Origin of the sequence: Komagataeibacter saccharivorans (assembly GCF_004348195.1) — a bacterium.
Taxonomy (GTDB): Bacteria; Pseudomonadota; Alphaproteobacteria; order Acetobacterales; family Acetobacteraceae; genus Komagataeibacter; species Komagataeibacter saccharivorans.
In genome coordinates this window covers 1,684,311-1,708,933 of sequence record NZ_CP036404.1, presented here as the reverse complement: position 1 = coordinate 1,708,933, position 24,623 = coordinate 1,684,311, and the positions used below count along the sequence as shown (strand labels likewise).

General features: G+C 59.9%; 19 protein-coding genes. 15 read left to right on the top strand and 4 right to left on the bottom strand.

Annotation, left to right across the window (positions count from 1 at the left end):
• Nucleotides 1-192 precede the first annotated feature (192 nt).
• The 9 genes from KSAC_RS07745 to KSAC_RS07705 all read left to right on the top strand — a co-directional run bounded on the left by KSAC_RS07745 (nt 193) and on the right by KSAC_RS07705 (nt 9,469).
• Nucleotides 193-1,587 (top strand): purine-cytosine permease family protein, encoded by a 1,395-nt coding sequence (locus KSAC_RS07745; RefSeq protein WP_110547036.1) that lies wholly within the window; start codon nt 193-195, stop codon nt 1,585-1,587.
• Nucleotides 1,584-2,336, top strand: coding sequence for a class II aldolase/adducin family protein (locus KSAC_RS07740; protein WP_132304995.1), 753 nt, complete (start codon nt 1,584-1,586; stop codon nt 2,334-2,336). The genes KSAC_RS07745 and KSAC_RS07740 overlap by 4 nt, the downstream gene beginning before the upstream one ends.
• Before the next feature lie 125 nt (nt 2,337-2,461).
• The gene (locus tag KSAC_RS07735) at nt 2,462-4,219 is read left to right on the top strand and encodes a Hint domain-containing protein (RefSeq protein WP_165927303.1); all 1,758 of its coding nucleotides are present in this window, start codon (nt 2,462-2,464) and stop codon (nt 4,217-4,219) included.
• Nucleotides 4,220-4,391: 172 nt separating this feature from the next.
• A complete protein-coding gene (locus KSAC_RS07730; protein ID WP_132304991.1) occupies nt 4,392-5,888 on the top strand; it encodes a 2-hydroxymuconic semialdehyde dehydrogenase in 1,497 nt (498 codons plus the stop codon).
• A gap of 5 nt (nt 5,889-5,893) precedes the next feature.
• Nucleotides 5,894-6,715, top strand: a complete 822-nt coding sequence (locus tag KSAC_RS07725; protein ID WP_207918661.1) for a 2-keto-4-pentenoate hydratase — start codon at nt 5,894-5,896, stop codon at nt 6,713-6,715.
• The gene (locus KSAC_RS07720; RefSeq protein WP_132304989.1) at nt 6,705-7,496 is read left to right on the top strand and encodes a 2-keto-4-pentenoate hydratase; all 792 of its coding nucleotides are present in this window, start codon (nt 6,705-6,707) and stop codon (nt 7,494-7,496) included. The genes KSAC_RS07725 and KSAC_RS07720 overlap by 11 nt, the downstream gene beginning before the upstream one ends.
• Nucleotides 7,493-7,915 (top strand): RidA family protein, encoded by a 423-nt coding sequence (locus tag KSAC_RS07715; protein WP_110547040.1) that lies wholly within the window; start codon nt 7,493-7,495, stop codon nt 7,913-7,915. Before KSAC_RS07720 ends, KSAC_RS07715 begins: the two co-directional genes overlap by 4 nt.
• Before the next feature lie 10 nt (nt 7,916-7,925).
• A complete protein-coding gene (locus KSAC_RS07710) occupies nt 7,926-8,471 on the top strand; it encodes a 3-hydroxyanthranilate 3,4-dioxygenase (protein ID WP_132304987.1) in 546 nt (181 codons plus the stop codon).
• The gene (locus tag KSAC_RS07705; protein ID WP_110547042.1) at nt 8,468-9,469 is read left to right on the top strand and encodes an amidohydrolase family protein; all 1,002 of its coding nucleotides are present in this window, start codon (nt 8,468-8,470) and stop codon (nt 9,467-9,469) included. Before KSAC_RS07710 ends, KSAC_RS07705 begins: the two co-directional genes overlap by 4 nt.
• Before the next feature lie 16 nt (nt 9,470-9,485).
• Here KSAC_RS07705 and KSAC_RS07700 read toward each other — a convergent pair whose 3' ends face one another.
• The gene (locus KSAC_RS07700) at nt 9,486-10,514 is read right to left on the bottom strand and encodes a LysR family transcriptional regulator (protein ID WP_207918654.1); all 1,029 of its coding nucleotides are present in this window, start codon (nt 10,512-10,514) and stop codon (nt 9,486-9,488) included.
• Nucleotides 10,515-10,779: 265 nt separating this feature from the next.
• Here KSAC_RS07700 and KSAC_RS07695 point away from each other — a divergent pair, with 265 nt between their 5' ends.
• From KSAC_RS07695 to KSAC_RS07680, 4 genes are all read left to right on the top strand, one after another.
• The gene (locus KSAC_RS07695; RefSeq protein ID WP_102325539.1) at nt 10,780-11,724 is read left to right on the top strand and encodes a DMT family transporter; all 945 of its coding nucleotides are present in this window, start codon (nt 10,780-10,782) and stop codon (nt 11,722-11,724) included.
• Between the two features lie 12 nt (nt 11,725-11,736).
• On the top strand, nt 11,737-13,167 hold the full coding sequence (locus KSAC_RS07690) for an MFS transporter (RefSeq protein ID WP_132304985.1): 1,431 nt from the start codon (nt 11,737-11,739) through the stop codon (nt 13,165-13,167).
• 109 nt (nt 13,168-13,276) lie between these two features.
• Nucleotides 13,277-15,529 carry an MGH1-like glycoside hydrolase domain-containing protein gene (locus KSAC_RS07685; RefSeq protein ID WP_132304983.1) on the top strand — a complete coding sequence of 751 codons (2,253 nt, stop codon included), beginning with the start codon at nt 13,277-13,279 and terminating at the stop codon, nt 15,527-15,529.
• A gap of 283 nt (nt 15,530-15,812) precedes the next feature.
• Nucleotides 15,813-16,733: a LysR family transcriptional regulator gene (locus tag KSAC_RS07680; RefSeq protein WP_165927302.1), complete on the top strand. Its 921-nt coding sequence runs from the start codon at nt 15,813-15,815 to the stop codon at nt 16,731-16,733.
• A 44-nt stretch (nt 16,734-16,777) separates the two neighbouring features.
• Here KSAC_RS07680 and KSAC_RS07675 read toward each other — a convergent pair whose 3' ends face one another.
• The gene (locus tag KSAC_RS07675) at nt 16,778-18,241 is read right to left on the bottom strand and encodes an aminotransferase class V-fold PLP-dependent enzyme (RefSeq protein WP_408884726.1); all 1,464 of its coding nucleotides are present in this window, start codon (nt 18,239-18,241) and stop codon (nt 16,778-16,780) included.
• A 107-nt stretch (nt 18,242-18,348) separates the two neighbouring features.
• Between KSAC_RS07675 and KSAC_RS07670 the strand changes: the two genes are divergently transcribed.
• The gene (locus KSAC_RS07670; protein ID WP_132304977.1) at nt 18,349-18,810 is read left to right on the top strand and encodes an Lrp/AsnC family transcriptional regulator; all 462 of its coding nucleotides are present in this window, start codon (nt 18,349-18,351) and stop codon (nt 18,808-18,810) included.
• Between the two features lie 857 nt (nt 18,811-19,667).
• Complete coding sequence (locus tag KSAC_RS07665; RefSeq protein ID WP_110547049.1) at nt 19,668-22,193, top strand: TonB-dependent receptor domain-containing protein; 2,526 nt, start codon at nt 19,668-19,670, stop codon at nt 22,191-22,193.
• Nucleotides 22,194-22,747: 554 nt separating this feature from the next.
• Here KSAC_RS07665 and KSAC_RS07660 read toward each other — a convergent pair.
• Both KSAC_RS07660 and KSAC_RS07655 read right to left on the bottom strand, forming a co-directional pair.
• A complete protein-coding gene (locus KSAC_RS07660) occupies nt 22,748-23,812 on the bottom strand; it encodes an ABC transporter ATP-binding protein (RefSeq protein ID WP_132304975.1) in 1,065 nt (354 codons plus the stop codon).
• The gene (locus KSAC_RS07655; protein ID WP_132304973.1) at nt 23,809-24,606 is read right to left on the bottom strand and encodes an ABC transporter permease; all 798 of its coding nucleotides are present in this window, start codon (nt 24,604-24,606) and stop codon (nt 23,809-23,811) included. Before KSAC_RS07655 ends, KSAC_RS07660 begins: the two co-directional genes overlap by 4 nt.
• Nucleotides 24,607-24,623: the final 17 nt, after the last annotated feature.

Below are 24,623 nucleotides of genomic sequence, written 5' to 3'. Positions count from 1 at the left end.
AGAGCCGGGATTCCGTACGGTATCGTTACGAAAAAAACCATGTCTGTAAAGAATTTGCCTATACTGACTTCAGAAGGCCGTGACGTGCTTGCATTCATACCGTTCGCATGCTGACATTATCGCGTTAACGATATGTCCCTGCACGCCATAGGCCGCGTGATTATGCCCTGCCCCCTGTCTGTGAGAGCGTGAATGGCAAGCCCTACCCCATCCTATATCGAAAACGAAACCATCTATCCCATTCCACCCGATCGCAGGCATGGCACGGCGCGCTACCTTTTCACCTTATGGTTTGGCGCCAACGTCAAGATCCTGACAATCATCACCGGATCGCTGGCGACGACGGCATTCCATCTTGATTTCCGTTCGGCGGCGATGGCGCTGATTGTCGGCAACCTGGTGGGCGCGGTGTTCATGGCGCTGCATGCGGCACAGGGGCCCCGTCTGGGCGTGCCGCAGATGGTCCAGACCCGTGGGCAGTTCGGCACCTATGGCGCGGTGCTGGTCACGGTCATCGTGATCCTGATGTATGCGGGCTATACCGCGTCCAACGTGACCATAGGGGGCCGGTCGGTCCATAGCCAGTTTCCCGTCGTGCCCCAGTCGGCTGCCATCCTGCTGATCGGTACGTCCAGCCTGCTGGTCGCCATATGCGGCTATGACATGATCCATCGCTGCGCGCGTTACCTGTCGATTCTGTCGGCCTTTACGCTGGTGCTGTGCTTTATCTGGATCATCGGTGTGCAGGGCCTGCCTGCCGATTTCATGTCCCGTGGCAGTTTTTCCGTCCATGACTTCCTTGGCGCAATGTCGGTCGCGGCCCTGTGGCAGCTTTCCTACGCGCCCTATGTTTCGGATTATTCGCGTTACCTGCCACGCGATACCGGCGCGGTGCCCGCATTCTGGGGCACGTATGGCGGCGTGGTGACGGGGGCGACATTCCCCATGCTGCTGGGCGCGCTGTTCGGTATCCTGGCCGATGGGGGGGATGTCATCGCAACCCTGTCGCACAGTCTGGGCGGGCTGAGCTGGTTCGCCGTGCTGGTGTTCTCGGTTACGGTGGCGTGCTGCGGGGCGCTGGATATCTACGGTGGCATGCTGGCCGCGATTACGGTGCTGCAGACCTTCCGCGCCGGATGGCGGCCCGGTGCGGGGGCGCGGGTGATCTTCTGCTTCGCGCTGTTTGCGTGCGGGACGGGGGTTGCGCTGAATGCGCAGGCCGACTTCCTTGAAAACTACATGAACTTCCTGTTTCTGCTGCTGTATGTTCTGGTGCCGTGGACGGCGATCAATCTGGTCGATTATTACCTGATCCACCGTGGCGAATATGATGTGGCATCCTTCTTTCGCCCTAATGGCGGTATTTACGGGCGATGGAACGGGACGGCCCTGTTCTGCTACGTGGCTGGCACACTGGTGCAGGTACCCTTCATTTCCTCGACGCTGTATACCGGCCCTGCCGCGCGTGCGCTGGGGGGGGCGGACCTGTCGTGGATGGTGGGGCTGATCGTGGTCTGCCCGCTTTATTACGTGATCTGCCGCCTGCGCGCGGGGCGCGTGGCCGCTGGCGTCCGGCAGGTATCATGAACACGCGCGGGACGGCGGATATTACGCCAGAGCACGCGCTGCGTGTCGATCTGGCTGCCGCTTACCGCACTGTCGCACTTGAAGGGGGCGATGACGGCGTGTTCAACCATTTCTCCGCCGCCGTGCCGGGGGCGGAGGGGGAATTCCTGCTCAAGCCCTTCGGCCCGCTGTTTGAGGAGGTGACGGCATCCGGCCTGATCCGGGTCGATCTTGCGGGGCGCATCGTCGCGGGGCAGGGGATGTGGGAGCCAACGGCCTTTCACATCCATGCGCGCATCCATGCCGGGGTGCCCCGGGCACGTTGTGTGATGCATACCCATATGCCCTATGCCACGGCGCTGACCAGCCTTGCGGATATGCGCATCCTGCCCATTACGCAAAGTGCGATGCGCTTTGTCGGGCGCGTGGGCTATCTGGAAGAATATGAAGGGCTGGTTCTGGATGAGGATGCAGCCCTGCGGCTGGTCGCGGCCCATCGCGATCACGACGTAGTGCTGATGGCCAATCATGGGGTATCGGTCATCGGGCGGGATGTCGCCGCCTGTCTGTATGACCTGCATTATCTGGAAATCGCCGCGCGGGACCAGTATCTGGCCCGCACCATGGGCGCACCACTTCGTGCCGTGGCGCCTGATGTCGTGGCCCGCGCGGTCGGGCAGATGGTGACGGAACGTGAAACTTCGGCTGCCGTGCATCTGGCGGCCATGAAGCGGCGGCTGGACCGCCTGTTGCCCGGATACGCGGCGTAGGTCATTTCAGCGCGCCGTTATCGGGGCGGCCGGAAACCCTTTTTTCATATCTGTATGAGACGAGAGGATGGGCGCAAACGATCGCCCACAATCCACGTAACCTCTGGCGGATGGGAACAGGGCAGATGGGAAATATCGGGAATGCCTATTTTGACACCGACAATACGGTTACGGAAAGTGGGTCCTATACGCTTGCCCCCACCTCCGTACTCGGTGTTCTGGGCTCTGCCAGCATGGATGTTGAATCCGGTGATGGCAGCCCGGTTTCGGCAAATGTTTCCCTTGATGGGCTGCTCGATACGCCCATAACGGCGCTGAGTACCTACACGGTAACCGCAGGGGACAATACATCCGTTACGGTCACGGCCGGGACGGTGGCGCTGGGTACCAGCGTGATCGTGGATGCGGACGGGGGTGATGTCAGTCTCGCCGGTGGGTTGCTGACCGCGCTGTCGGGTGTGACCATCAACATATCCAATGGCGGCACATTTGATGGTAACGGCGTGATCTCGGCTGCCAGTGGCCTGACCCTCAATTTTCAGGGGGGCGGCGGAACGCTCAATCTTGCCGGGTCCAGTGGCGGTCTCGCCCTGCTTGATGGCGCCAGTATCAATGGGTTCGGCACGGGCGACCGCATCATTGTGGAAAGCGATGGCGCGCCAGCCACCATAACCAGTGTCGATTATGACAGCTTTCTGGGCACGTCGACCGTAACATTTTCCAATGGTGATACCCTGGACCTGAACGGGCAGTATCAGGATACCGATCCGGGGACGGATAATTATCTCGGCACCGTGGCCGATACGGATGGCGCAGGCACGGTGCTGGTCTGTTTCCTGTCCGGTTCAATGGTACGTACGGCACAGGGCGATGTAGCCATAGAAGAAATCCGCGTGGGTGATGAAATTCTGGTCCATCATGAGGGACGGCAGGTGTTCCGTCCCGTCATATGGACGGGAACCGCCACGGCCAGCGTGAAACCCGGCCCCTATCCCGATGAGGCGGGGTATCCGGTACGCATCGTAAAAGATGCCATCGCCAGCGGTGTTCCCTACAGGGATATGCTTGTCACGCCCGAACACTGCCTGTTCTTTGATGGCCGCTTCCTGCCGGTGCGCATGCTGGTCAATAACCGCAGCATTTATTACGACCGCACCATATCAACCTATACCTATTATCATCTTGAAACGGAAAGCCATTCCATCATTACGGTGGATGGCATGCTGACGGAAAGCTATCTGGATACCGGAAACCGGCATGGCTTCAGGCAGACGGGACCGGTTGTCCGGTTTCCGGGGCAGGAAAAGACATGGGCGCGGGACAGTGCGGCGCCACTGGATGTGTCGCAGGATTTCGTCAGGCCGCTTTTTGACATGATCGACGCCCGTGCATGCGCCAGTGACATCCCTGCACGCCATGATGTGCTGGAAACCACGGCGGATGCCGATCTGCATCTGGTAACGGATAGCGGTGCGGTCATCCGTGCGATGCGTGAAGCCAAGGGTTTCACCTTTTTCATGATTCCGCCTGACGTGCAGGAAATTCGGATCATGTCGCGCACCAGCCGACCGTGCGACACAATGGGGCCTTATGTCGATGACCGTCGGCATCTTGGTGTCCTGATCCGTGACATCAGACTGTTTGAGGGCAATGCAGCACGCGCCCTTACCGCACATCTGGGTCTGGACGCCCCGAATGGATGGCACGATAGCGGCAGCGCGGACTGCCGCTGGACGGACGGGAAGGCGGTTGTGGAACTGGGCAGGCGGCAGCATGCGCTGAAGGCGCTGCTGTGTATCGAAATACTGGCCGCCGGTCCCTATCGTATTGCGGAGACTGAGGTAACGCACGAAGGAAACGGCCTGACACGCCTGAGCGCCTGACAGGGGCATCCCTGTTCCGCTTCGCGGGAACAGGACCGCGAAGCGGTAATGATCATTCCGCTACACAAACGGTTCATGGTATTCCGAACGTTCATGTGGGTCTGAAGTAAATTCCATTGCGGGTGTCCCGTTTCCATCTGAATACTCCATTCAGATATTACGAGGACGCAGCATGTCCCTGCACGCAGACAGACCGATGCGGACCCATGAGGGCCTGCCGCTTCTGGGCAACTTCATCAATGGCCAGTTCGAATATACGGACCGGCTGTTCCACGACATAAGCCCCGTCGATGGCACGACCATCGCCTATGTGAACGAGGCCGATGCGCAGCAGGTGGACCGCGCCGTGCAGGCCGCACGGCAGGCGCTGGAAACCGGGCCGTGGGGCCGCAGCACGGTAACACAGCGTGTAGCCGCCCTGCGCGCGGTGGCCAGTGGCATCGAAGCGCGATTTGAGGAATTTGTCGCCGCCGAGATAGCCGATACCGGCAAGGACACGCATCACACCCGCACCATCGACGTGCCGCGCGGGATCGCCAATTTCCGCTTTTTTGCCGACCTGATCGCCACAATGGGCAGCGAAAGCTACCATACCGATACAGCCGATGGCGCGGGCGCGCTCAATTACGTGCGTCGTCGTCCGGTGGGTGTGGTTGGTGTGATCGCGCCATGGAACCTGCCGCTGCTGCTGCTGTCATGGAAACTGGCGCCTGCGCTGGCATGCGGTAATGCCGTTGTGGCCAAACCATCGGAAGAAACGCCTTATACCGCCACATTGCTGGCGCAGGTCATGGATGACGCGGGCATACCGGCGGGGGTTTTCAACCTGGTGCATGGTTTCGGCGCGGATTCCGCAGGCGCCTTCATAACCCGTCATCCCGGTATCGACGCCATTACCTTTACGGGTGAAAGCTCCACCGGCACCACCATCATGCAGGCGGCGGCACCCGGTGTTAAGCCGGTATCCTTTGAACTGGGCGGCAAGAACGCAGCCATCGTCTTTTCTGATGCGGATGTGGAGGAAGCCGCGGACGGTGTCGCCCGTTCCGCGTTCTCCAATTGCGGGCAGGTCTGTCTGGCGACGGAACGGGTTTATGTGGCGCGCCCCCTTTTCGACCGTTTCGTGCAGGCATTGCGGGTGCGGGCCGAAGCCCTGTCCCCCGCGCGGGCAGACAGCGGCGCGGGGATCGGCCCGCTGATTTCCCATGCGCACCGCAGGAAGGTTCTGGGGTATTACGCCCGTGCCGTAAGTGACGGGGCCTGTGTGGTGACCGGTGGCGACATGCCGTGGTTTGGTGATGAGCGTGATGGCGGGGCCTTTATAGAACCCACCATCTGGACCGGCCTGCCCGATGATGCCGCCTGCGTGCGGGAGGAGATTTTCGGCCCTGTCTGCCACGTCGCCCCCTTCGATACGGAGGCGGAGGTGCTGCAGCGCGTCAACAACTCCCCCTACGGTCTGGCCGCAGCCGTATGGACCAACGACCTGCGCCGCGCGCACCGTGTGGCGGCCCGGATCGATGTGGGGATCGTCTGGGTGAATACATGGTTCCTGCGTGACCTGCGCACGCCGTTCGGTGGCGTGAAACTGTCCGGTATCGGACGGGAAGGGGGCATGCGCTCGCTGGATTTCTATTCCGAAACCACAAATATCTGCATCAGGATGTGACACCCATGAACATGCCAGTCCTGACCGGGACGGCGGAACGTGCGTTCCGTCAACTCCAGACCGCTGCGCGTACCGGCGTGGCCTGCGCGCCCGTGCGTGACCTGATCGGCGGGGCTGCTGCCGTCGATACCGCCTATGCCGTGCAGAGTGCGCTGGTCACGGCCCGTGTGGCGGCGGGGGCACGTATCGTCGGGCGCAAGATCGGCCTGACCGCCCCGGTCGTACAGCAGCAGTTCGGTATCGACCAGCCCGATTACGGTGTCCTGACCGCCGATATGGAAGTGGTAACCGACGGAGTCATTCCCGTGGGTGCAACCCTGCAGCCCCGGTGCGAGGCCGAAATCGCCTTCGTCCTGTCGCGTGACCTGCCCCATGTCGATCCCGGCATGGCGGAGGTCATTTCCGCCGTGGACTACCTTCTGCCCGCCATCGAGATCGTGGATAGCCGCATCGCCGGATGGGATATCACCGTGGCCGATACCATTGCCGATCACGCGTCGTCCGGCCTGTTCATACTGGGGCAGGACCGACGGTCCCTGCGTGATGTGGACCTGTATGCCTGCGGCATGGTGATGGAATGTCGTGGGGGCGAGGTCTCGACCGGCGCGGGGGCGGCGTGCATGGGGTCCCCGCTTAACGCACTGCGCTGGCTGGCGGCTGAAATGGCCCGGCGCGGCATGCCGCTGCGTGCGGGGGAAGTGGTGCTGTCGGGTGCGCTGGGGCCGATGGTCGCAGCCCGGCCCGGCGACAGTTTTGACGTGCGCATCAATGGTCTGGGCGCAGTCAGCGTCCGCTTTGCGCCAAAGGGGAAACACCATGGCGATTGACGCCACCACCATACGCGCCGTGGCGCGGCGGCTGGATGATGCAGCGCGGCAGGGTCAGGCGATCGAACAGGTAACGGTGCAGATGCCGGAACTGGATCTGGACGATGCCTATGCCATACAGGCGCAGCTTGCCGCCTTGCGCATTGCGCGCGGCGAGCGGATCGCTGGCGTCAAGATGGGCTTCACCAGTCGCGCCAAGATGCGGCAGATGGGCGTGTCCGACCTGATATGGGGGCGGCTGGGGGCCGGTATGGAACTGCCCGATGGCGCGGTATTCGACATGTCCACGGCCATTCATCCCCGTGTGGAAACCGAACTGGCCTTTATCCTGCGCCGCCCGTTATGTGGTCCCGTCAGCACGACGGAAGCGCGTAACGCGATCGAGGCGGTCCTGCCTGCGCTGGAAATCATTGACAGCCGCTATCGGGATTTCCGCTTCAATGTTGTGGACGTGGTGGCGGATAATGCGTCCGCCCGCGGGTTCGTGCTGGGTGAGCCTGCATCGGCGCGGATGGATTTTTCCAACCTTGGCATGGTCCTGCATCTGGACGGGCAGGTGGTGCAGACCGGATCGTCCGCCGCCATTCTTGGCCATCCGCTGCGCGGGCTGATGGAAGCCGCGCGACTGGCGGGCGAACGTGGCGCGCGGCTTGAAGCGGGCGAGATCGTGCTGGCGGGGGCGGCGACGGCAGCGGTGGCGCTAAGGCCAGGCTGCCATGTCTCGGCTACGGTGCAGTCGCTGGGGCGTCTTGGCTTCACAACAACGGGGTCACGGTCATGACGGAAGGTGTGGTCGCGGGGCGCGCGGTGCCGCGCGGGCGTTTTCCCCATCTGCGGCGGGCAGGGGATTTCCTGTTCGTATCGGGCACCAGCTCCCGCCGCCCTGATAACAGTTTTGAAGGCGTGCGCGTGGATGCAATGGGCACGACCGATCTGGACATCCGCGCGCAGACCCGCGCGGTGATCGAAAATATCGACGCGATCCTGCGCTCGGTAGGGGCCGGTCTGGCCGATTGCGTGGATGTCACCACCTTTCTGGTCAATATGAACGATTTTGGCGGCTATAACGCGGTGTATGGCGAATATTTTGGCTTTGACGGGCCGACACGTACCACGGTGGCCGTTCACCAGTTGCCCCATCCGCATCTGCTGATCGAGATGAAGGTAACCGCCTTTTATCCGCAACCCGGTCCGGCGTGAGGGATTTCACATGACACGGCTTTCGGCATTCAGTTTCCGTAAATGGATCGATGACAACCGCCACCTGCTGAAGCCGCCGGTCGGCAACCAGCAGATATGGACCGACACCGGACTGATGGTGACGGTGGTGGGTGGTCCGAACCAGCGGACGGACTTCCATGATGATCCGGTGGATGAGTTCTTCTACCAGCTTGAGGGTGACATGGTGCTCAAGGTGGTGGATCGCGGCCAGCATTACGATGTCCCGATCCGCGAAGGGGAGATTTTCCTGCTGCCGCCGCATGTGCGTCATTCGCCCCAGCGTCCCATGCCGGGATCGGTCGGCCTGGTGATCGAAAACGCCCGTCCCCCAGGCGAGATGGACGGGTTCGAGTGGTACTGCTTTGAATGCGGCGCGCTGGTTCACAGGGTGGAGGTGCGGCTGCACAGCCTCGTGACCGATATTCCCCCGCTTTATGATGCGTTCTACGCCAGCACCGAACAGCGCACCTGTCCGCAATGCGGCGCGCTGCATCCGGGCAGGACAGCACCCGATGGCTGGGTCAGGCTGCCATGATCATTGACCTTCATTCCCACTTCCTCCCTGCCGCATGGCCGGACCTGCAGGCGCGTTTCGGCACGCCCGACTGGCCATGGATGCGTCATGTCGATGATGAACATGCGATGCTCATGCTGGGCACGCGCGATTTCCGCCCGGTCTACGATGCGTGCTGGAACGCGCAGCGGCGCGTGGCGGAAATGGATCGTGACGGTATCGACATTCAGGTCATTTCCGCCACACCCATCCTGTTCGCCTATGGTCGGCCAGCGGCGCAGGCCGAATACTGTGCGCGGATATTCAATGACGCGGCGCTGGAAATCTGTTCCCACGCCCCCACGCGGCTGCGTGCGCTGGCGCAGGTGCCGTTGCAGGATACCGACATGGCCTGCCGGGAAGCATCGCGCGCCATGGCCAGCGGGCATGTCGGGGTGCAGATCGGCAACCATGTGGGTGACCGTGGTCTGGATGACGCGGGCATCATGACCTTCCTGCATCACTGCGCGCAGGAAGACATTCCCCTGCTGATCCATCCATGGGACATGATGACCAATGCGCGGATGGGGCCGTACATGCTGCCATGGCTGGTGTCCATGCCGGCGGAAACGCAGCTTTCCATCCTTTCCCTTATCCTGTCGGGCGCGTTTGAGCGTCTGCCGCGTAATCTGCGGCTGTGTTTCGCCCATGGCGGGGGCAGTTTTCCCTACCTGCTGGGGCGTGTTGATAATGCGTGGCGCAACCGGGACATCGTGCGCGTCGACTGTCCCAATCTGCCATCGAGTTATGTGGACCGTTTCCATGTCGATTCCGCCGTGTTTGACCCCGACGCGCTGGAACTTCTGGTTCGCGTGATGGGGGATGAGCGGATCATGCTGGGATCGGACTATCCCTTTCCGCTGGGGGAAAGCCCGGTTGGCGGCCTTGTGCGGTCTGCCACGTTCCTCGGTGCGGATGCACGTGCGCGGATACTGGGGGGCAATGCGGCGGCGTTTCTGGGCCTGTCCCGCAACGTGTGAACAGGGCCGGGGGCATTTACGCCATGGGGCCGGGGAAATCCGTTCCTTCGTCCAGCAGCGGGCAGGTGGGCACGTCATCCACCGCGCGGCGCAGTGCGGCGATCATGTACCGGGCGGCAGCGGTGCGGCTGCTGTTCAGTCCGGTGGTGATGCCTATGGGGCTTATGGTTGCACGCAGCAGGATGGGCAGCAGCACCATCCGGCCCGCCTGCGTTTCAATCTGGGCGCTCTGCCACGGCATGACGGCCACATAATCATCCGCCGCCAGCAGGCCGCGATTGGTCAGCAGGGATACGGACTCCACCGCGCCGCGCGGCGGCGGCACGCCTTCGTCGTGAAATGCCTGATCCACCTGCTGGCGCAGTACTGTTCCCGGCGGGGGCAGTATCCAGTCCGCCATCGCCAGATCCGCAAGGTGGAGCGCCCCGCGTCGCGTCAGGGGATGTTCAGGACGGGTGACGATGCAGGCGACATCATGCAGCAGGATTTCATCGGCCAGATGGTCATGTTCGCGCGTATCGGGAATGCGGCCTGCGATCAGGTCGATTTCACCACGCAGCATGGCGGGTACCAGTACGTCATTCGTCCCCTCGATGACGGAAACCGTCAGGCCCGGTCGTTCCCGGCGCAGCAGGGCGATTGCGCGGGGCAGCAGCACGGCCGATGCGGACTGCAACGTGCCCACCATCACACGGCCACCCGTGGGATCGGGGCTGGTCACGTCCGCGGCGGCCTGTATGAACATGTCCATCATCACGCGCGCATGCGCCAGCAGGACCTGACCCTGTGCGGTGGGGGTGGTGCCCGAACTGGTGCGCGCGAACAGGCGGGTGCCGAACAGCATCTCCGTTTCCTGCAATGCTTTCGTCACCGCCGACTGGGTCATGTTCAACTGGCGCGCCGCTGCCGCAAGCGATCCGGTCCCGGCTATGGCCATGACCATGCGCAGGTGGCGAAAGCCCAGACGGGCAATAAGATGATCCGACAGGGCGTTCCCCTTCCGCATGGCCGCGACACGGTATGTTTCGATAATGGGTCGTAACATTTTTCTGCTGCAACGGGTAAGTCATCCCCTTGCGTGGCAGATACGCCGTGATGCGTCAGGCCGGGTCCAGCGGTGCATCCTTATCCATGCGCAAGGCGGGGCGCGGCCCTGTCGTATACGTATTCATTATACCTTTGACGAAACGAATGCCGTATGGGAGGCGTGTTGTGACGCACGCGGATGCGGAATCGCGCCCGGTCGTGCCGCCGCCCAGAAAAACATTCCTGTCCATCGTCGCGCATCGCGCGCGTAACCGGAGCCCGTAGTGACCGCATCCGCGTCCAGCCCGCCGCTTGGCGGGGTCAGCAGGACCACTGGTATTTCATCGGTGGCCTACGTCCATCTTCTGATGATCTATGTGATATGGGGCAGCACCTATCTTATGGTGAAAATATGCCTCCACGGGGTCGGGCATATCCTGCCGCTGCATATCCAGTTCGGGCGCGAAGGGTGTGGCGCGCTGATTCTGGCGTCACTGGCCCTGTACCGGCACGGCCTGCCCCAGCGCCTGCGCTGGCCCGATCTGGTGCGTTGTATCGGCACCGGCATGCTCATGTGGGCAGGTGGCAATACGCTGGCGACATCCTGCGCGCCCTATGCCAGTTCTGGCTTTATCGTCATGTCGATGGGGTCGATCCCGTTATGGTGCGCGCTGTTCGACTGCGTGGTGTCACGGACCCGTCCATCCATGCGGGTGGTGGGTGCGCTTCTGGCCGGACTGGGGGGGCTGTTCATGGTGGTGTGGCCCGTCATTTCCGGGCATGGCGGCATTTCAGGGCCACATCCGGTGCTGGTGGTTATGGTATTGCAGCTTTCGGCCATGACGTGGTCGCTGGGTACGGTGTTGCAGCGTCCCCTCGCCGGGCGGCTGGCGCCGGAATGGACGGCGGCGATCCAGATGGCCTGCGCATCATGCCTGCTGGCTTTTGTCCTGTGGGTGCGGGGCGCGCCACTGCCGGATTATCCTGCGCCCGCGCAGATCGGCGCATTCGTCTATCTGGTCATTTTCGGCGGTGTGGTCGCGCCTGCATCCTATGTGGTGGTCCTGCGTACGTTTTCGCCGGAAATTGCGTCCACCTTCGCCTATGTCAACCCGGTGGTGGGGTTGCTGCTGGGGTGGGCCGTTCTGGGTGAACAGCCCGCGCTGCTGTCCATTGCCGGGATTGTGGTGGTGCTTGGCAGCGTTGCGCTGATCATGCGACGGTCGTGAAGGGCGCGCACCATGGTGCCGTTATTGCGCACCGTCGTGCTGGCCATCATCCACAGCAAGGATAATGTCTGCATGCCATCGTCCCGCCCGACCGTAGCTCATGATGTTTCGGTTCCGTTTCAACTTGGGATGGGCGAGCGTATGAGCTACGCCTGTGGTGATCTGGCCGGTAACGCCATGTTCGGCATTACGGGGTCCTACCTGCTGTATTTCTATGTGAATGTCTGTGGCCTTGCCGCGGGTCAGGTTGCGATCCTGATGCTGGCCGCGCGTGTGGTCGACAGCGTGGCCGATCCGTGTATCGGTTACATGATCGACCGGCGCAGGCTGTTCCGTGGCCGTGTCGGTCCCTACATGAAATGGTTTTCGCTGCCATTGGGGCTGGCGCTGCTGCTGTGCTTTATCCGCCTGCCGGTGGGCGCGGGCGGGCGGCTGGCATGGGCGTACGGAACCTACCTGTTGATGGGCATCATGTTTTCGATGGTGAATGTGCCTTACGGCGTGTTGCCCAATGTCATGACGCGCAATGGTCGTGACCGACTTTCCCTGGCCATGTTCCGTATGATGGGGGCGACGGGCGGCACCTTTTTCATGGGGGCGGTCACGCTGCCGCTTGTCCACTGGCTGGGTGGCGGGAATGAACGCATCGGCTATCCGGCGGCGATGGCGGTGATCGGGCTGCTAGGTGGGCTGGTGCTGATGGTGCCTGCCTTTACATGCACGGAACGTTATGTCCTGCAGCCTGCCCATAACCCGCTGCGTGTCATGCTGGCGTCCCTGCTGCACAATCGGGCATGGGTGGTGGTAACGGTCGTGCTCAGCCTGTTTTACATCAACCTTACGGCGTTTTACGGTCTGTCGCTTTATTATGCCACGGCGGTTCTTGGTCGGCCCGCGACGTTTGGCGGGTTGCTGATTTCGGTCATGGGGATTGGCAAGGTGCTGGGTGTGACCTGTTCGGGCTGGCTGGTGCGCCGGATCGGGCAGCGCGCGACGGTGGCGGTGCCCTATGTGCTGTCGGCGCTGTGTCTGGTGGTGTTTGTATGCGCGCCCAATCGACCGGTGCTGCTGGGCACGGTTTTCGGTCTTGCCTGTTTTTTTGAAGGTATGACGCTGCCGGTATTTTACGCGATGATTGCGGATGCAATCGATCTTGGCGCAGTGCTGACGGGGGTGCGGGCGGCTGGTCTGGCCTATTCCATAAACAGTTTCATGGGCAAGGTCGCGTGGGCTGCTGGCGGTGCGCTGTCGGCGGCCATGCTGGGCTGGGGTGGTTATGTCTCCGGTCTGGCGGTGCAGTCCCCGCAGGCGCGGGCGTTCATCTGCATGGGGTTTGTCGGCGTCCCCATTTTCATTGCCTGCGTGTCGGCTGTTCTGGTGTGGTTCTATCCATCCGAGGATAAGGTCATGGCGATCAGGCTGCGTGCGCATGCCGGCGCATGACCGGGGACGCCGGGCGCCCTTGACGATGGCCCGGCACTCCGATCTTGTTCTGTTTCCGAACTGAAATCCGCTCCATACGCAACCCGTGATGAAGGATAGGTGCGACAGGATGATTGTCGATCCAACAATACCCGTGCAAAGGGCATGGAACACATGGTCCGACCGCCCTGCGGAACTGACCTTCCTGCCGCTGGGCGTAAAGCTTACCCCGATCCTGTATTCCACCAGCAAGCGTAGGGCGACACTCCTGCCGCCCGGTGCGGATATCGTGTTCGGGCGGCATGCGGCGGATGGCGCACGGATCGAATTTGAAACGCGCCACGCGGGCACGCATCTGGATTTCCGTTATGACCGGGCTGATCCGTACGCGGTGCGGGGGGAGTGGAATGGCCGCGTGCCGGGGGAATGGGGATTACGGTACTGGGTGACGTTATGCCTGTCGGGTGCGAAGGGGGAGGAAGTTGTCTATCGGGACGGGGCGGCCGTCATCCGTGTGGGCACCCGCCATGTCGCCCTTGTAACGCGTGAGGAGGCGGTGCAGGTCACGGCGCATGATACGGTGGAAGCCGTGGCGGCGGATTACGATACGAACGGCTATTTCCACACCGCCACGCGCGGTACGTGCGGACGTGTTATTGCACTGCGTTTCAACCTGGAAATGATGCGTAGCAATGCGTTTGCCGCAGCCGTGGCCGACTGCCCCGATCTTGCCATACGCAACGCCCGCGCTGCGCTGGCTGCGCCAGCAGGGGATGCCTGCCTGCCGGTCCAGACAGGCATGCACGCAGGCGCGCTGGATGCGGTGCGTGACGTGATGGCATGGAACACGGTTTATGACGGGATCAATCACCGGCCCTATACTTCTGTCAGCCGGATATGGAATCTGGGAAAATTCGCGGTCTGGTTCAACGATCAGACCTATGCTGCGCTGATGACGGGCCTGTTCGATACGGGTATTGCGCGCGAAAACATGGCCGTGGCGATGGCCAGCGCCACCCCGCAGGGCAATTTCGCATGCATCGTCACGTCCAACGATGCATGGGTTGACCGGACACAGGCCCCGAACGGAGCCTTCATGGCATGGATGATGTATCTGCGCACGCGCGATCGTTCGTTGCTGGAACTGGTCTATGGCCCGCTGGTGCGAAACCAGCGATGGTGGCGTACCCATCGCGACCCCGATGGGCGGGGGCTGGTATCGTGCGGAACCTCTGCCGTGGGGGAAGGGCTGTACAAGGGCACCCATTTCGGCGCGCGCAACGAAACGGGCATGGATAATTCCCCTACCCATGATGAAGCGGTGTATGATCTGCACACACGCACGCTGTCGCTGCTGGATGTCGGGCTGAACTGCACGCTGGCGCTGGATGCGGAAATGCTGGCGCTGATCGCGGCTGAACTGGGTCATGATACGGAAGCAGCCGAATTCGCCGCCCTTGCAGCCTCAGGCCGCGCGTTGATCCGTGATGAATTATGGGATGAGACGCGTGGCATTTTCGCCAACCGTCAGCGCGATGGTGGTTTTGTCCGTAGTCTGGGACCGACCAGTTTCTATCCGCTGATCTGCGGTGCGGCGACCCCGGAACAGGCGCACAGCCTGCTGCGGCATCTGGAAGATCCGGCGACGTTCGGCGGTGAATACGTGCTGCCCAATGTCACGCGCGATGATCCTGCTTTTGCCGATAACGTATACTGGCGGGGGCGTATCTGGCCGAACGTGAATTATTTCGTCTGGCATGGCCTGCGTCGTTACGGTTTTGATGAACAGGCATCCCGCCTTGCGGCGCAGAGCATGGCGCTGTTCAACCAGTCATGGACCACGCGGCGCATATCGGGCGAGAATTACAGCGCCATTGACGGGGAGGCATCGGACCAGCCCGATACCGACCTGTTCCTGTCGTGGGGTGCGATGCTGCCCATGCTTGGTGTGGCGGAGGTCATGGATTTCAACCCGTGGACCGGTTGGGAAATCACCATTACGGGTCAGGATACCGTGCTGGGGCCGGTGCAATCCCCGCTGGGTGCGCTTACACTGGTGGTGCGTGACGGTGTGATGCGCCTCATGCGTGGTGCGCGCGTTCTGCTATGTTGCGATATGGTGGGACGCATGACGGATATCGTGCTGGATAAGGGGATGTTTTCCTGCCGCCTTGCGCCTGCGCGATCGGGGCGGATTATTCTGGGCCTGCCGTTTGTTGCACCCGAAAAGACGATCGCCGCGCAGGTAAATGGACATGGCGTCACCATAACGGGCGATACGGCAACAGGCAGCCTGATTACACTGGATGATATCGGCGCGGGGGCAACGGTGTCGGTGCATTATACCCCGACCATCGCCGCGGCGATGGCGCCGGGTGCATGATGTCCGGTCTGTTTTCGGCGTAATAAGGCAGCGCTCTTCAACACCGGATATAACAGGGCGGAGATGTTGCCTGTAGAACAGTCTGTACGCAGCACGGTCCGCTACGCTGCCCCCGGTGCATGCGGGCGGGTAAGGATCGGTTCGTAAGATCGGCCGCAGGTATGGCCTCATGCCATCCCCTTGCCAAGGCAGGGAAACAGACCCATGGTAAGACTTGAGCGTATGTCGTGTCTGGTGCGCCTGCATGTGTCCGGACCAGTAGGGAACGTATATGATACCGCCGGTGCGTTATACCCTTCGGCAACTGCGCTATTTTGTCGCCACCGCCAATACCGGCTCCATCGCGGCGGCGGCGCGGCAGATCCATATTTCCCAACCTTCCATCTCGGCCGCTATCGCCAGTCTTGAGGCCAGCTTTGGCATACAGCTTTTTTTGCGTAACCATGCCAGCGGCCTGTCCCTGACACCGGAAGGGGAGGCGTTCCTTCAGAAAGCCTGTTCCTTCCTGCAGCAGGCGCATGACCTTGAAGCCGCCATGTCCGGTCTGTCCGGCAAGGTGACGGGCGAAGTCCATATTGGCTGCATGTCCACGCTTTACCCGTTTGTCGGTCCATTGCTGCATAGGGTGTTCCAGACCCGTTACCCGCAGGCGCATCTGCGCATCATGACGGGGCACCACCGGGATCTGACGGAAAAGCTGCGGCGCGGCGATATATGCGCGATGATATGCTACGACCTGCAACTTGATCCCGATGTCAATTTCCATCCCTGCGCTGCCTTGCCGCCCTTCGTTTTGGTGGGGGAGACGCATCCGTTGCGGTTGCGGGAAACGGTGGCGTTGCGGGAAGTCATGGACCAGAAGTTCATTCTGCTGAACCTGCCGGTATCACGGGATTATTTCGTCTCGATTTTTGCGCGCAGCCATATCGAACTGCGCAATTTTGAATGTGTTGACTGCATGGATACGGTCAGAAGTCTGGTGGCCCATGGGCATGGGTTCAGCCTGCTGAATGTCAGGCCGCGCAACAGGGCCTCTCTCGACGGGTCGCCCCTTTATTATCTGCGCCTTTCCGATGATGTTCCGGTGTTGCGTTACGGACTGGCGTCAATTGATAATGGCTGGAACAATCCCCGCCTGACCCTGCTGCGCGAAATCTGCGATACCTACCTTGTCGGTAATGAAATGCCCGGCACCGAACCGTAACGGGGCCATGCGGATGAACCTCTCCCGCATGGTCCATTCAGGGGTCATGCCATTTCCGTCGTCATGGCCTGAAAGCGGGCGGTTTCCATGTCGCACGCATAGGCATCGACCATGGGGTAGGGGCTGGATGCCAGTTCGTTGACCGAATGGATGATGAAATCTGCTTTGTGGTCATCGGTCAGGGCGCAGAAATTCAGGCGCGTCCAGCCGGGTTTGCGTATTTCGTTTCCGTTCAGGATGTTCTGGCGCAGTTCTTCCGACATAGGCTGGTCGATGCCCAGCAGATCATGCGCGTATGGACCCGCGCAGGCGCATCCGCCACGGGCCTGAATGCCATACAGGTCCGACAGCATGCGGGTGAACAGTTGCTGATGGATCAGGCCACCCTGACGGGTATCGTGAACCTGTATTGAAAAGATCGGCAGGCAGCGGCTGGCGGCAGGGTTGCCCAGTATGGTGATATGCGGATTGTGCTGCCACGCCTGCAGGGCGCGTTTGTGCAGTGTTGCATGTCGCGTATCAAGCCAGTCCTGTCCCATCGCTTCCTTGACAAGAAAGGCCAGCCCGGCGCGGACATCGCCGATGACGTTGGGCGTGCCGGCTTCTTCCCGACTGGTCAGGCTTTCGGCATAATCATGTCCCCAGGGGGAGACAAACCTTACGGTTCCTCCACCGGGAAAAACCGGCCGCGTACGCCTGACTGTGGCATCACGTACGATCATGATGCCCGATGCCGCAGGCCCACCCACGAATTTATGGGGTGAAATTACCACGGCATCCTTCTCGCAGGCGGTACCGGCCTTCATGTCGATGGGAAGATACGGGCCGCCGCCTGCGTAATCCCACACGGACAGGGCGCCATGTGCCCTGAGCATCCTTGTGACCGCATCGACATCCGTGATGATCCCGGTCACGTTTGATGCCGCCGAAAAGGCGCCGATCCGCAAGGCGTCGGGATCTGTCGCTGCAAGCGTCCGTTCGAGATGGTCCAGATCGGGACCACCCTCCGGCGCTTCGTCAATCACCATGATATCCGCACCACTTTCCCGCCATGGCAGGATGTTGGAATGGTGTTCATACGGCCCGAGAAAGACGACCGGACGTGGTCCCGTCCCCACGGCATCGGATACCCCGAACAGGTGAACCAGCCGGTTCAGACCCGCAGTTGCCCCCGAACCGCAGAACACGGTGGAAAACCCGGTTTCCGCCCCGCATATCCGTGCAATATGCGCCCGTGCCGCCTGACGCATGCGGGTCATGTAGCGCCCACAGAACGAGGCCTCGGTATGGGAATTCGCGTAATAGGGCAGCACGCGATGGGTTACGAAATCCTCGACCTGTCGCAACGCACGGCCTGATGCCACGTAATCGGCATAGACAAGGGGTTTTGTGCCAAACGGCCCCGGAACGGGTGCGCCTTCACCAATCAGGCCCGCGCGCAACCCCTCCACCCCAGCGGCCTGCAGACCGGCCATGAATTCCGATATCGACATGTCATCCACTTGCATCGCACAACCCACCGCCTTCATTGCGGGATGATGTTAATGGGGTTCCGTAGGGATTTTTTCCCTATTTCATGGTTGTTTTTGCTGAATATGTGGTCACATGATCGTTTATGAGCAGAAAACCTGATGAATTTGATCGCTGCATCCTGCGGGCCCTGCAAAAGAACGCGGGCCTGTCGCAGCGCGAACTGGCGGACATTGTTGGCCTGTCCCAGAATGCGTGCTGGCGGCGGTTGAATGCGTTGCGGGCAAGCGGTCTGGTTGGCAACCAGACGCTACGGCTTGATCCGGCAAGGCTGGGGCTTGGCCTGACCGTTTTTGTCATGGTGCGGACCCGCAATCATTCGCGCGAATGGCTGGAGCGGTTTCACAAGGCCGTGACAGCCATTCCCAATGTCATCGATTTCTACCGTATCGCGGGCGATTACGATTACATGCTCAAGATCATCACGCAGGATATGGAATCGTTCGATACGATCTATCGTACCCTTATCAGCCGCGTGGATCTGGATACGGTCACATCCTATATGGCGATGGAGGCCATATCCGCGAACCGTGACCTGCCGGTCTGAAGGCGGTTGCGGTGCGGGATGTTGCCCTGCCGATCCAGCGGAGGGGTTTTTCCGCTGACTGGCAGGATACATAGGGATGAACCGGCTTTGTAATGAACTGCGTTTCCTTTGTTCGTTACGACCTGATATCGTAATATGGTGATCGTGCAGGACTGTCGGGGGATGAAGGAACCTTCAGGCAGGAAAGGCGTTTTAGCCGGATGATATCTTCTGCGCGTGGAGAAACGCCGGGAACTGACCGTGGAACAGGTGGCGTGGCTGGTTCTGTTGCGAATCTGTAACGTGGTAATTTCCCAAAGGTTGCGGGTCCCGTTTATTATTCCGGAATCGAAATTACGCATACGGGTGAGCGACCAGGTGTATCTGCTGCGCCACATCACGATTCGTATACGTGATACGAATTTCCGATATGCAAAAAGATTTGTCCCTCCACCATTTCGTTGAAAAAATGATTTTGTGCATGTGTGTGCCCTGATGGGAAAGGGGAGAATTTGCCTCGGTTTTTAGCCGTATTCTGGATTATTCCATCTATTATTAAATACTTATCCGATGCGTCCATTTTCCTCCTGTTGCGTTTGCGGCAGAAGGGGCATGTGAATTTCGACACGGAACAGTCCGAATTTCCATGATGATCATTCCTTCTGGCGCGCCACATCATGTGACCTGTTTGCCACATCGGTTTTTCGATTCCTTATATCGATATCGAAACCGGTTGATATCGACATCGAAACTGGTGGAACATATTTCCACGGGCGGGTTGAAAAATTCATCAATGTTGCTCTCGACTGACTTAATTTTGAACGAAACGCCAATGTGTGGCCCTGCGCGGGGCCGTTTACAGGTGCTGCGGAGGCTTCATGAACAAACGACGCTCATTATGGAACGTCCTGCTTCTGACTACAGTGATCGCTGGCGTAACGGATGAAGGCGCGCGCGCCGCTTCGACGTTACCGCAGACGACGGCAGCGGGTGGCAACACCACCCATTCCGGTGCGGCCCATGTTTCCACCACGGGAACGCCTGTCCGGCATACGACGCGCAACACGGCTGTTGTCTCCCACAGCAACCCTGAGCAGCTCAGTGTTCATGCCAGTCATCTGCGTCCGCATGGAACGGTCGTATCCATGGGACAGGCCATGTTCCAGCAGCAGGCGCCGGGCACCAACCCGATGAAGGCCCTGTCGACCATGCCGGGCATCATGTTCAATTCGGATGATCCGCAGGGAACGAACACCTGGTCGCAGCAGCTGTACATGCATGGTTTCCAGCAGCAGGAAATCGGCATGACGCTGGATGGCATGCCGCTGGGTGAAATGACCTATCGTAACTATAACGGTCCGCCTTCGCCCACACTGGCCGTATCTTCGGAAAACGTGGACCGTATTGATGTCTCTCAGTCCGCGGGCGCTGAAGATATCGCTGCCACCAACAACCTCGGCGGTTCGCTGGCCTATGTGTCAAGCGACCCGAAGGACAAGATGGGTGGCAAGGTCACGCAGGGTTTCGGCAGCTATGACAACTACCATACCTTCGTACGCTTCGACAGCGGCAAGCTGAACAGCTCCGGCACCAAGTTCTTCGCGTCCTACATGCGTCAGGACGCGCAGGTATGGCGTGGGTATGGTGAGCAGTTCTACCAGCAGGTCAACGCCAAGCTGGTCCAGCCGATCGGGAACGACAGCAAGCTCGTCGCCTTCTTCGACTGGGGTGACCTGCATCAGTTCACGCCGCAGGATGAATCGCCGCAGATGCAGCAGCAGTTGGGTTACTATAACTCCAACTACTACAATGGCGGTACGAGCGGCTTCATTGCGGCAAGCAATGCCGCGAATGGCAACTATCCGTCAAACCTTGCGAACAGCAGCATTTCCGACAAGGGTGACGCGGCCTATTACGACGGCGCCACGAACAACAGCGACATCATGGGCTACATCAAGGCCGATCTGGCGCTGACCAAGCATGTCCGCTGGATCACGACGGCCTATGGTCAGGGTGAAAGCAACCAGACCACCTGGGGCCTGCCGATCGGCAATAATGGCAATGGCTATGATCCGTCCTACTATACCCACCTGAACCAGACCTATGGCTATACTTCCGCCCTGGGTGAAATCGTCAAGCAGCCGTCGATCGAGCGCTTCGGCATCACATCGAAGGTTCAGTACGATGTGGCGCACAACCACATTTCCGGTGGTGTCTGGTACGAAAACAACGCGTATTCATCATCCATGTGGATGTATGGTCAGCCGACGGTTCTGGCCAATGGCCAGCTTTCCGGTTCGATCAATCAGCCACTGAACCACTTCAAGAACCCGGTTGAGGAACTGTTCAACCAGAACTACAACACGAACACATTCACCGCGTTCGTGATGGATACCTACAATCCGCTGCCCAACCTTGCCCTGCATTTCGGCATGAAGGCGCTGCTGAACACGACCCGCGTGGGCGATGGCTACCTGAACCAGTACTATTACGGCAATGTTGGTGGCATCACGTCCGGCGTCAGCCAGACGATCGCACGTCCCTTCCTGCCGCATGTCAGCGTGGACTGGCACTTCCTGCATAACCATGAACTGTTCTTCGACATTTCCGAAAACGTTCATACCTATGCGGAATCGGGCTACAAGCTGTCGAATTCCCCGTTCGCCGTTACTCAGGGTTCGTACAACACGAACATCAACAGCGTTCACCCGGAATATGACTGGACGTTCGCCATCGGCTACCGCTTCACGCATCGCCTGCTTGATGCATCGGTCTATGCCTATCGCACCAACTTCCATAACCGTCTGCAGGCCGTCAGCGTTGCGGGCCAGTCCGTCCAGAACGCCAGTGGTTATGCGGTCATCAATACCGGCAGCGTGACCATGAACGGTGTCGATGCCGCCATTACGCTGCACCCGTTCACACGTGGCATGCTCCGCAGCCTGTCGCTGACCAACAGCGTCAGCTACAACCACGCGGTCTATGACGACAACTTCAACTCGTCGGGAACTGGTCCGTCCACGGCAGGCAAGCGCGTCGTCAACTATCCGCGCTTCATGTATAAGGGCCGTCTGTCCTATTCCTACAAGAACGCCCTGTTCTACATGGATGGCAGCTACACCGGCAAGCGTAGCTATGACTATACCGGTGACTACAACATTCCCGGTTACTGGATGTCGGATCTGGGCATGCAGTACCGCATGGGCAACATGGGCCGTTACAACAAGCACATGGACTTCATGAAGGACGTGACCTTCGCCTTCAACATCCAGAACCTTGCGAACACCCACTGGATCTCCACCATGGGCGAAAACGGTAACGCCATGACGGGTGGTTATACCAACCAGTCCATGCTGTTCGGTGCGCCGCGCATGTTCTTTGGTTCGGTTTCCGTCGACTTCTGATCTATCGTAAAACCTGCCTCACATCCATGACGTGAGGCAGGACTGGACAGCATAAAAGCCTGAACAGGGGCACACCGGTCCGTATGGACCTGGTGTGCCCTTTTTTATTGCTGGATGAGTTCCATGCGCATCGGACAGTTCTGTCTGCGGGGCAGGGTTGTTATGGGCAGCGGTCCAGAATCTGACGGTAATATTTAGGCTCTATTTAAGAGCCGGTCGGGGCGTATGGCGCCCCTACGCCTCACTGTTCTGGCAGAGTTGTTATCTGCGGTAGTAGTCGGGAAGCAGTGCTGTCCACTTAAATACCGTGCCACATAAACTTTTGTGAGGATGTAAGTTACCGGACATGCAGCCCCGACTGTTCAGAGGCTGTTTGAAAGGTCCGTCTGGAAATATTCAGAAATCATAAGGAAGTTTTTGGTTGAGCTTTTTTCAAAAAGCTTCGGAAGACGTCGTCGTTATTGGAAAAAGGCGACGTCCAGCAACTTTTCCTGTCCAGCCCGATGATGTCAGCCCCGCATCAATAGCGTGCGGGTGTCCTGTTTCATGAACGGTTACCGGAAAACAATGGCCTTATGGGGTAGCCAGCCAACCGATACCCTGTCGCCCGTCTGGGGTGGGTGTTCGGTGCCATCAATGTAAACACGCATTGTCAGGGTGTAATCGCCGGGAATTCCTATTTCGTAATTCATGACATTGCCAAGGAAATACGAACTCCTGACCTGTCCATCAAACGAACAGGCACAGTCTCCGGCCTTACGAAAGGTCAGATCCTCCGGCCGCATCATAAGCAGCGGATGGTCTACATCCCCACTGTCGCAGATACGGACATTTTCAACACATGCCCCACCGGGCAGCCTGATCGTGCCTGCTGCCGCATCCATGATATCGACAGGCATGAAATTGGAATTGCCAAGGAACTGCCCCGCAAACCTGCTACGCGGGGATGTATACAGATCGGTGCAGGTGCCGATCTGTTCCACCCTGCCGGTATTGAACAGGATGATGCGGTCCGACAGGCGCAGGGCTTCTTCCTGATCGTGGGTGACATACAGGATCGTGACACCCGTGCGTTCATGCACGCGTTTGATCTCGCCCTGTATTTCCTCGCGCAGTTTCTTGTCCAGCGCCGAAAGGGGTTCATCCATCAGCAGGATTTCAGGCTCATAGACCATGGCGCGGGCAATGGCCACGCGCTGCTGCTGCCCGCCCGACATCTGCGCGGGGTAACGCCCGGCAAGCTGTTCCATCCTGACCAGCCGCAGCATTTCGTTCGTGCGGGCTTCAATTTCATCGCGGGGGCGTTTGCGCACGACCAGTGGAAAGGCAATGTTCTCGCGCACGGTCATGTTGGGAAAGAGCGTGTATTTCTGGAACACCATGCCAATATTGCGGTGGTTGGACGGCACATCCAGAATGGTGCGTCCATTGACCAGCACGTCGCCGCCGGTTGGCTCCATAAGGCCCGCGATCACATACAGGGTGGTGCTTTTTCCTGACCCGGACGGGCCGAGGAATGTCACGAACTCCCCCTTACGGATATCAAGCGAGACATTCTGGACGGCGACATTCCCGTGATATGATTTATGGAGATTGCGAATGCTGAGAAAGGCCGTCATTTTTTCTCACTTTTCATGAAATTGGCGCCGAATATGAACAGGCCGCTCAGTACAATCAGCACGGTCGATACGGCGGCGATGACGGGCGAGAGATCCTGCTGCAGATTGCCCCATATGCGGACCGGCACGGTCTGAAGGGACGGGCTGGCCATGAAAATGGCCACCACGACTTCATCCCATGATGCAAGGAAGGAAAAGATCGCAGCCGAAAACAGCGCCGGACGCAGGCTGGGCAGCGTAATACGCATGATCGCGTAGGTACGGGACGAACCACACAGCACGGCGGCGTTTTCAATCGCCGGATCGATATGTGCAAGCCCGTTCAGGATGGCCCCGACCGAAAAAGGCAGGGCGAGGATCAGGTGAGCAATCACGAACCCGCAGAACGTGCCGTTAAGATGGATACGCAGAAAGAACGCATAGAGCGCGATTGCCGTCACCACCACCGGCAGGATCATGGGCATGAGGAACGCCGTCTCACACGCCGGCCGCCACGCCGTTCTGGTGCGCGATATGCCAATGGCCGTTATCAGGCCCAGAAGGACGGACAGCACGGTGACGGTAAGACCGACCTCTAGGCTGACCATGAAGGAGCCCAGCCAGTCCGGGTCCGTAAACAGTTCGCGGTACCACCGTAGCGTCCAGTGCGGGGGCGGAAAGACCAGCCATGGTGATGAGTCGAATGACAGCATCACGATCAGCACCAGCGGACAGATAAGAAAAGCGGTTACAAGGGCGGCAATGATGCCCAGCGCGATCCGCCATGGGCCAAGGTTTTCGAAGGAAAGCAGCATGGCTGTCTTGGCCTCTG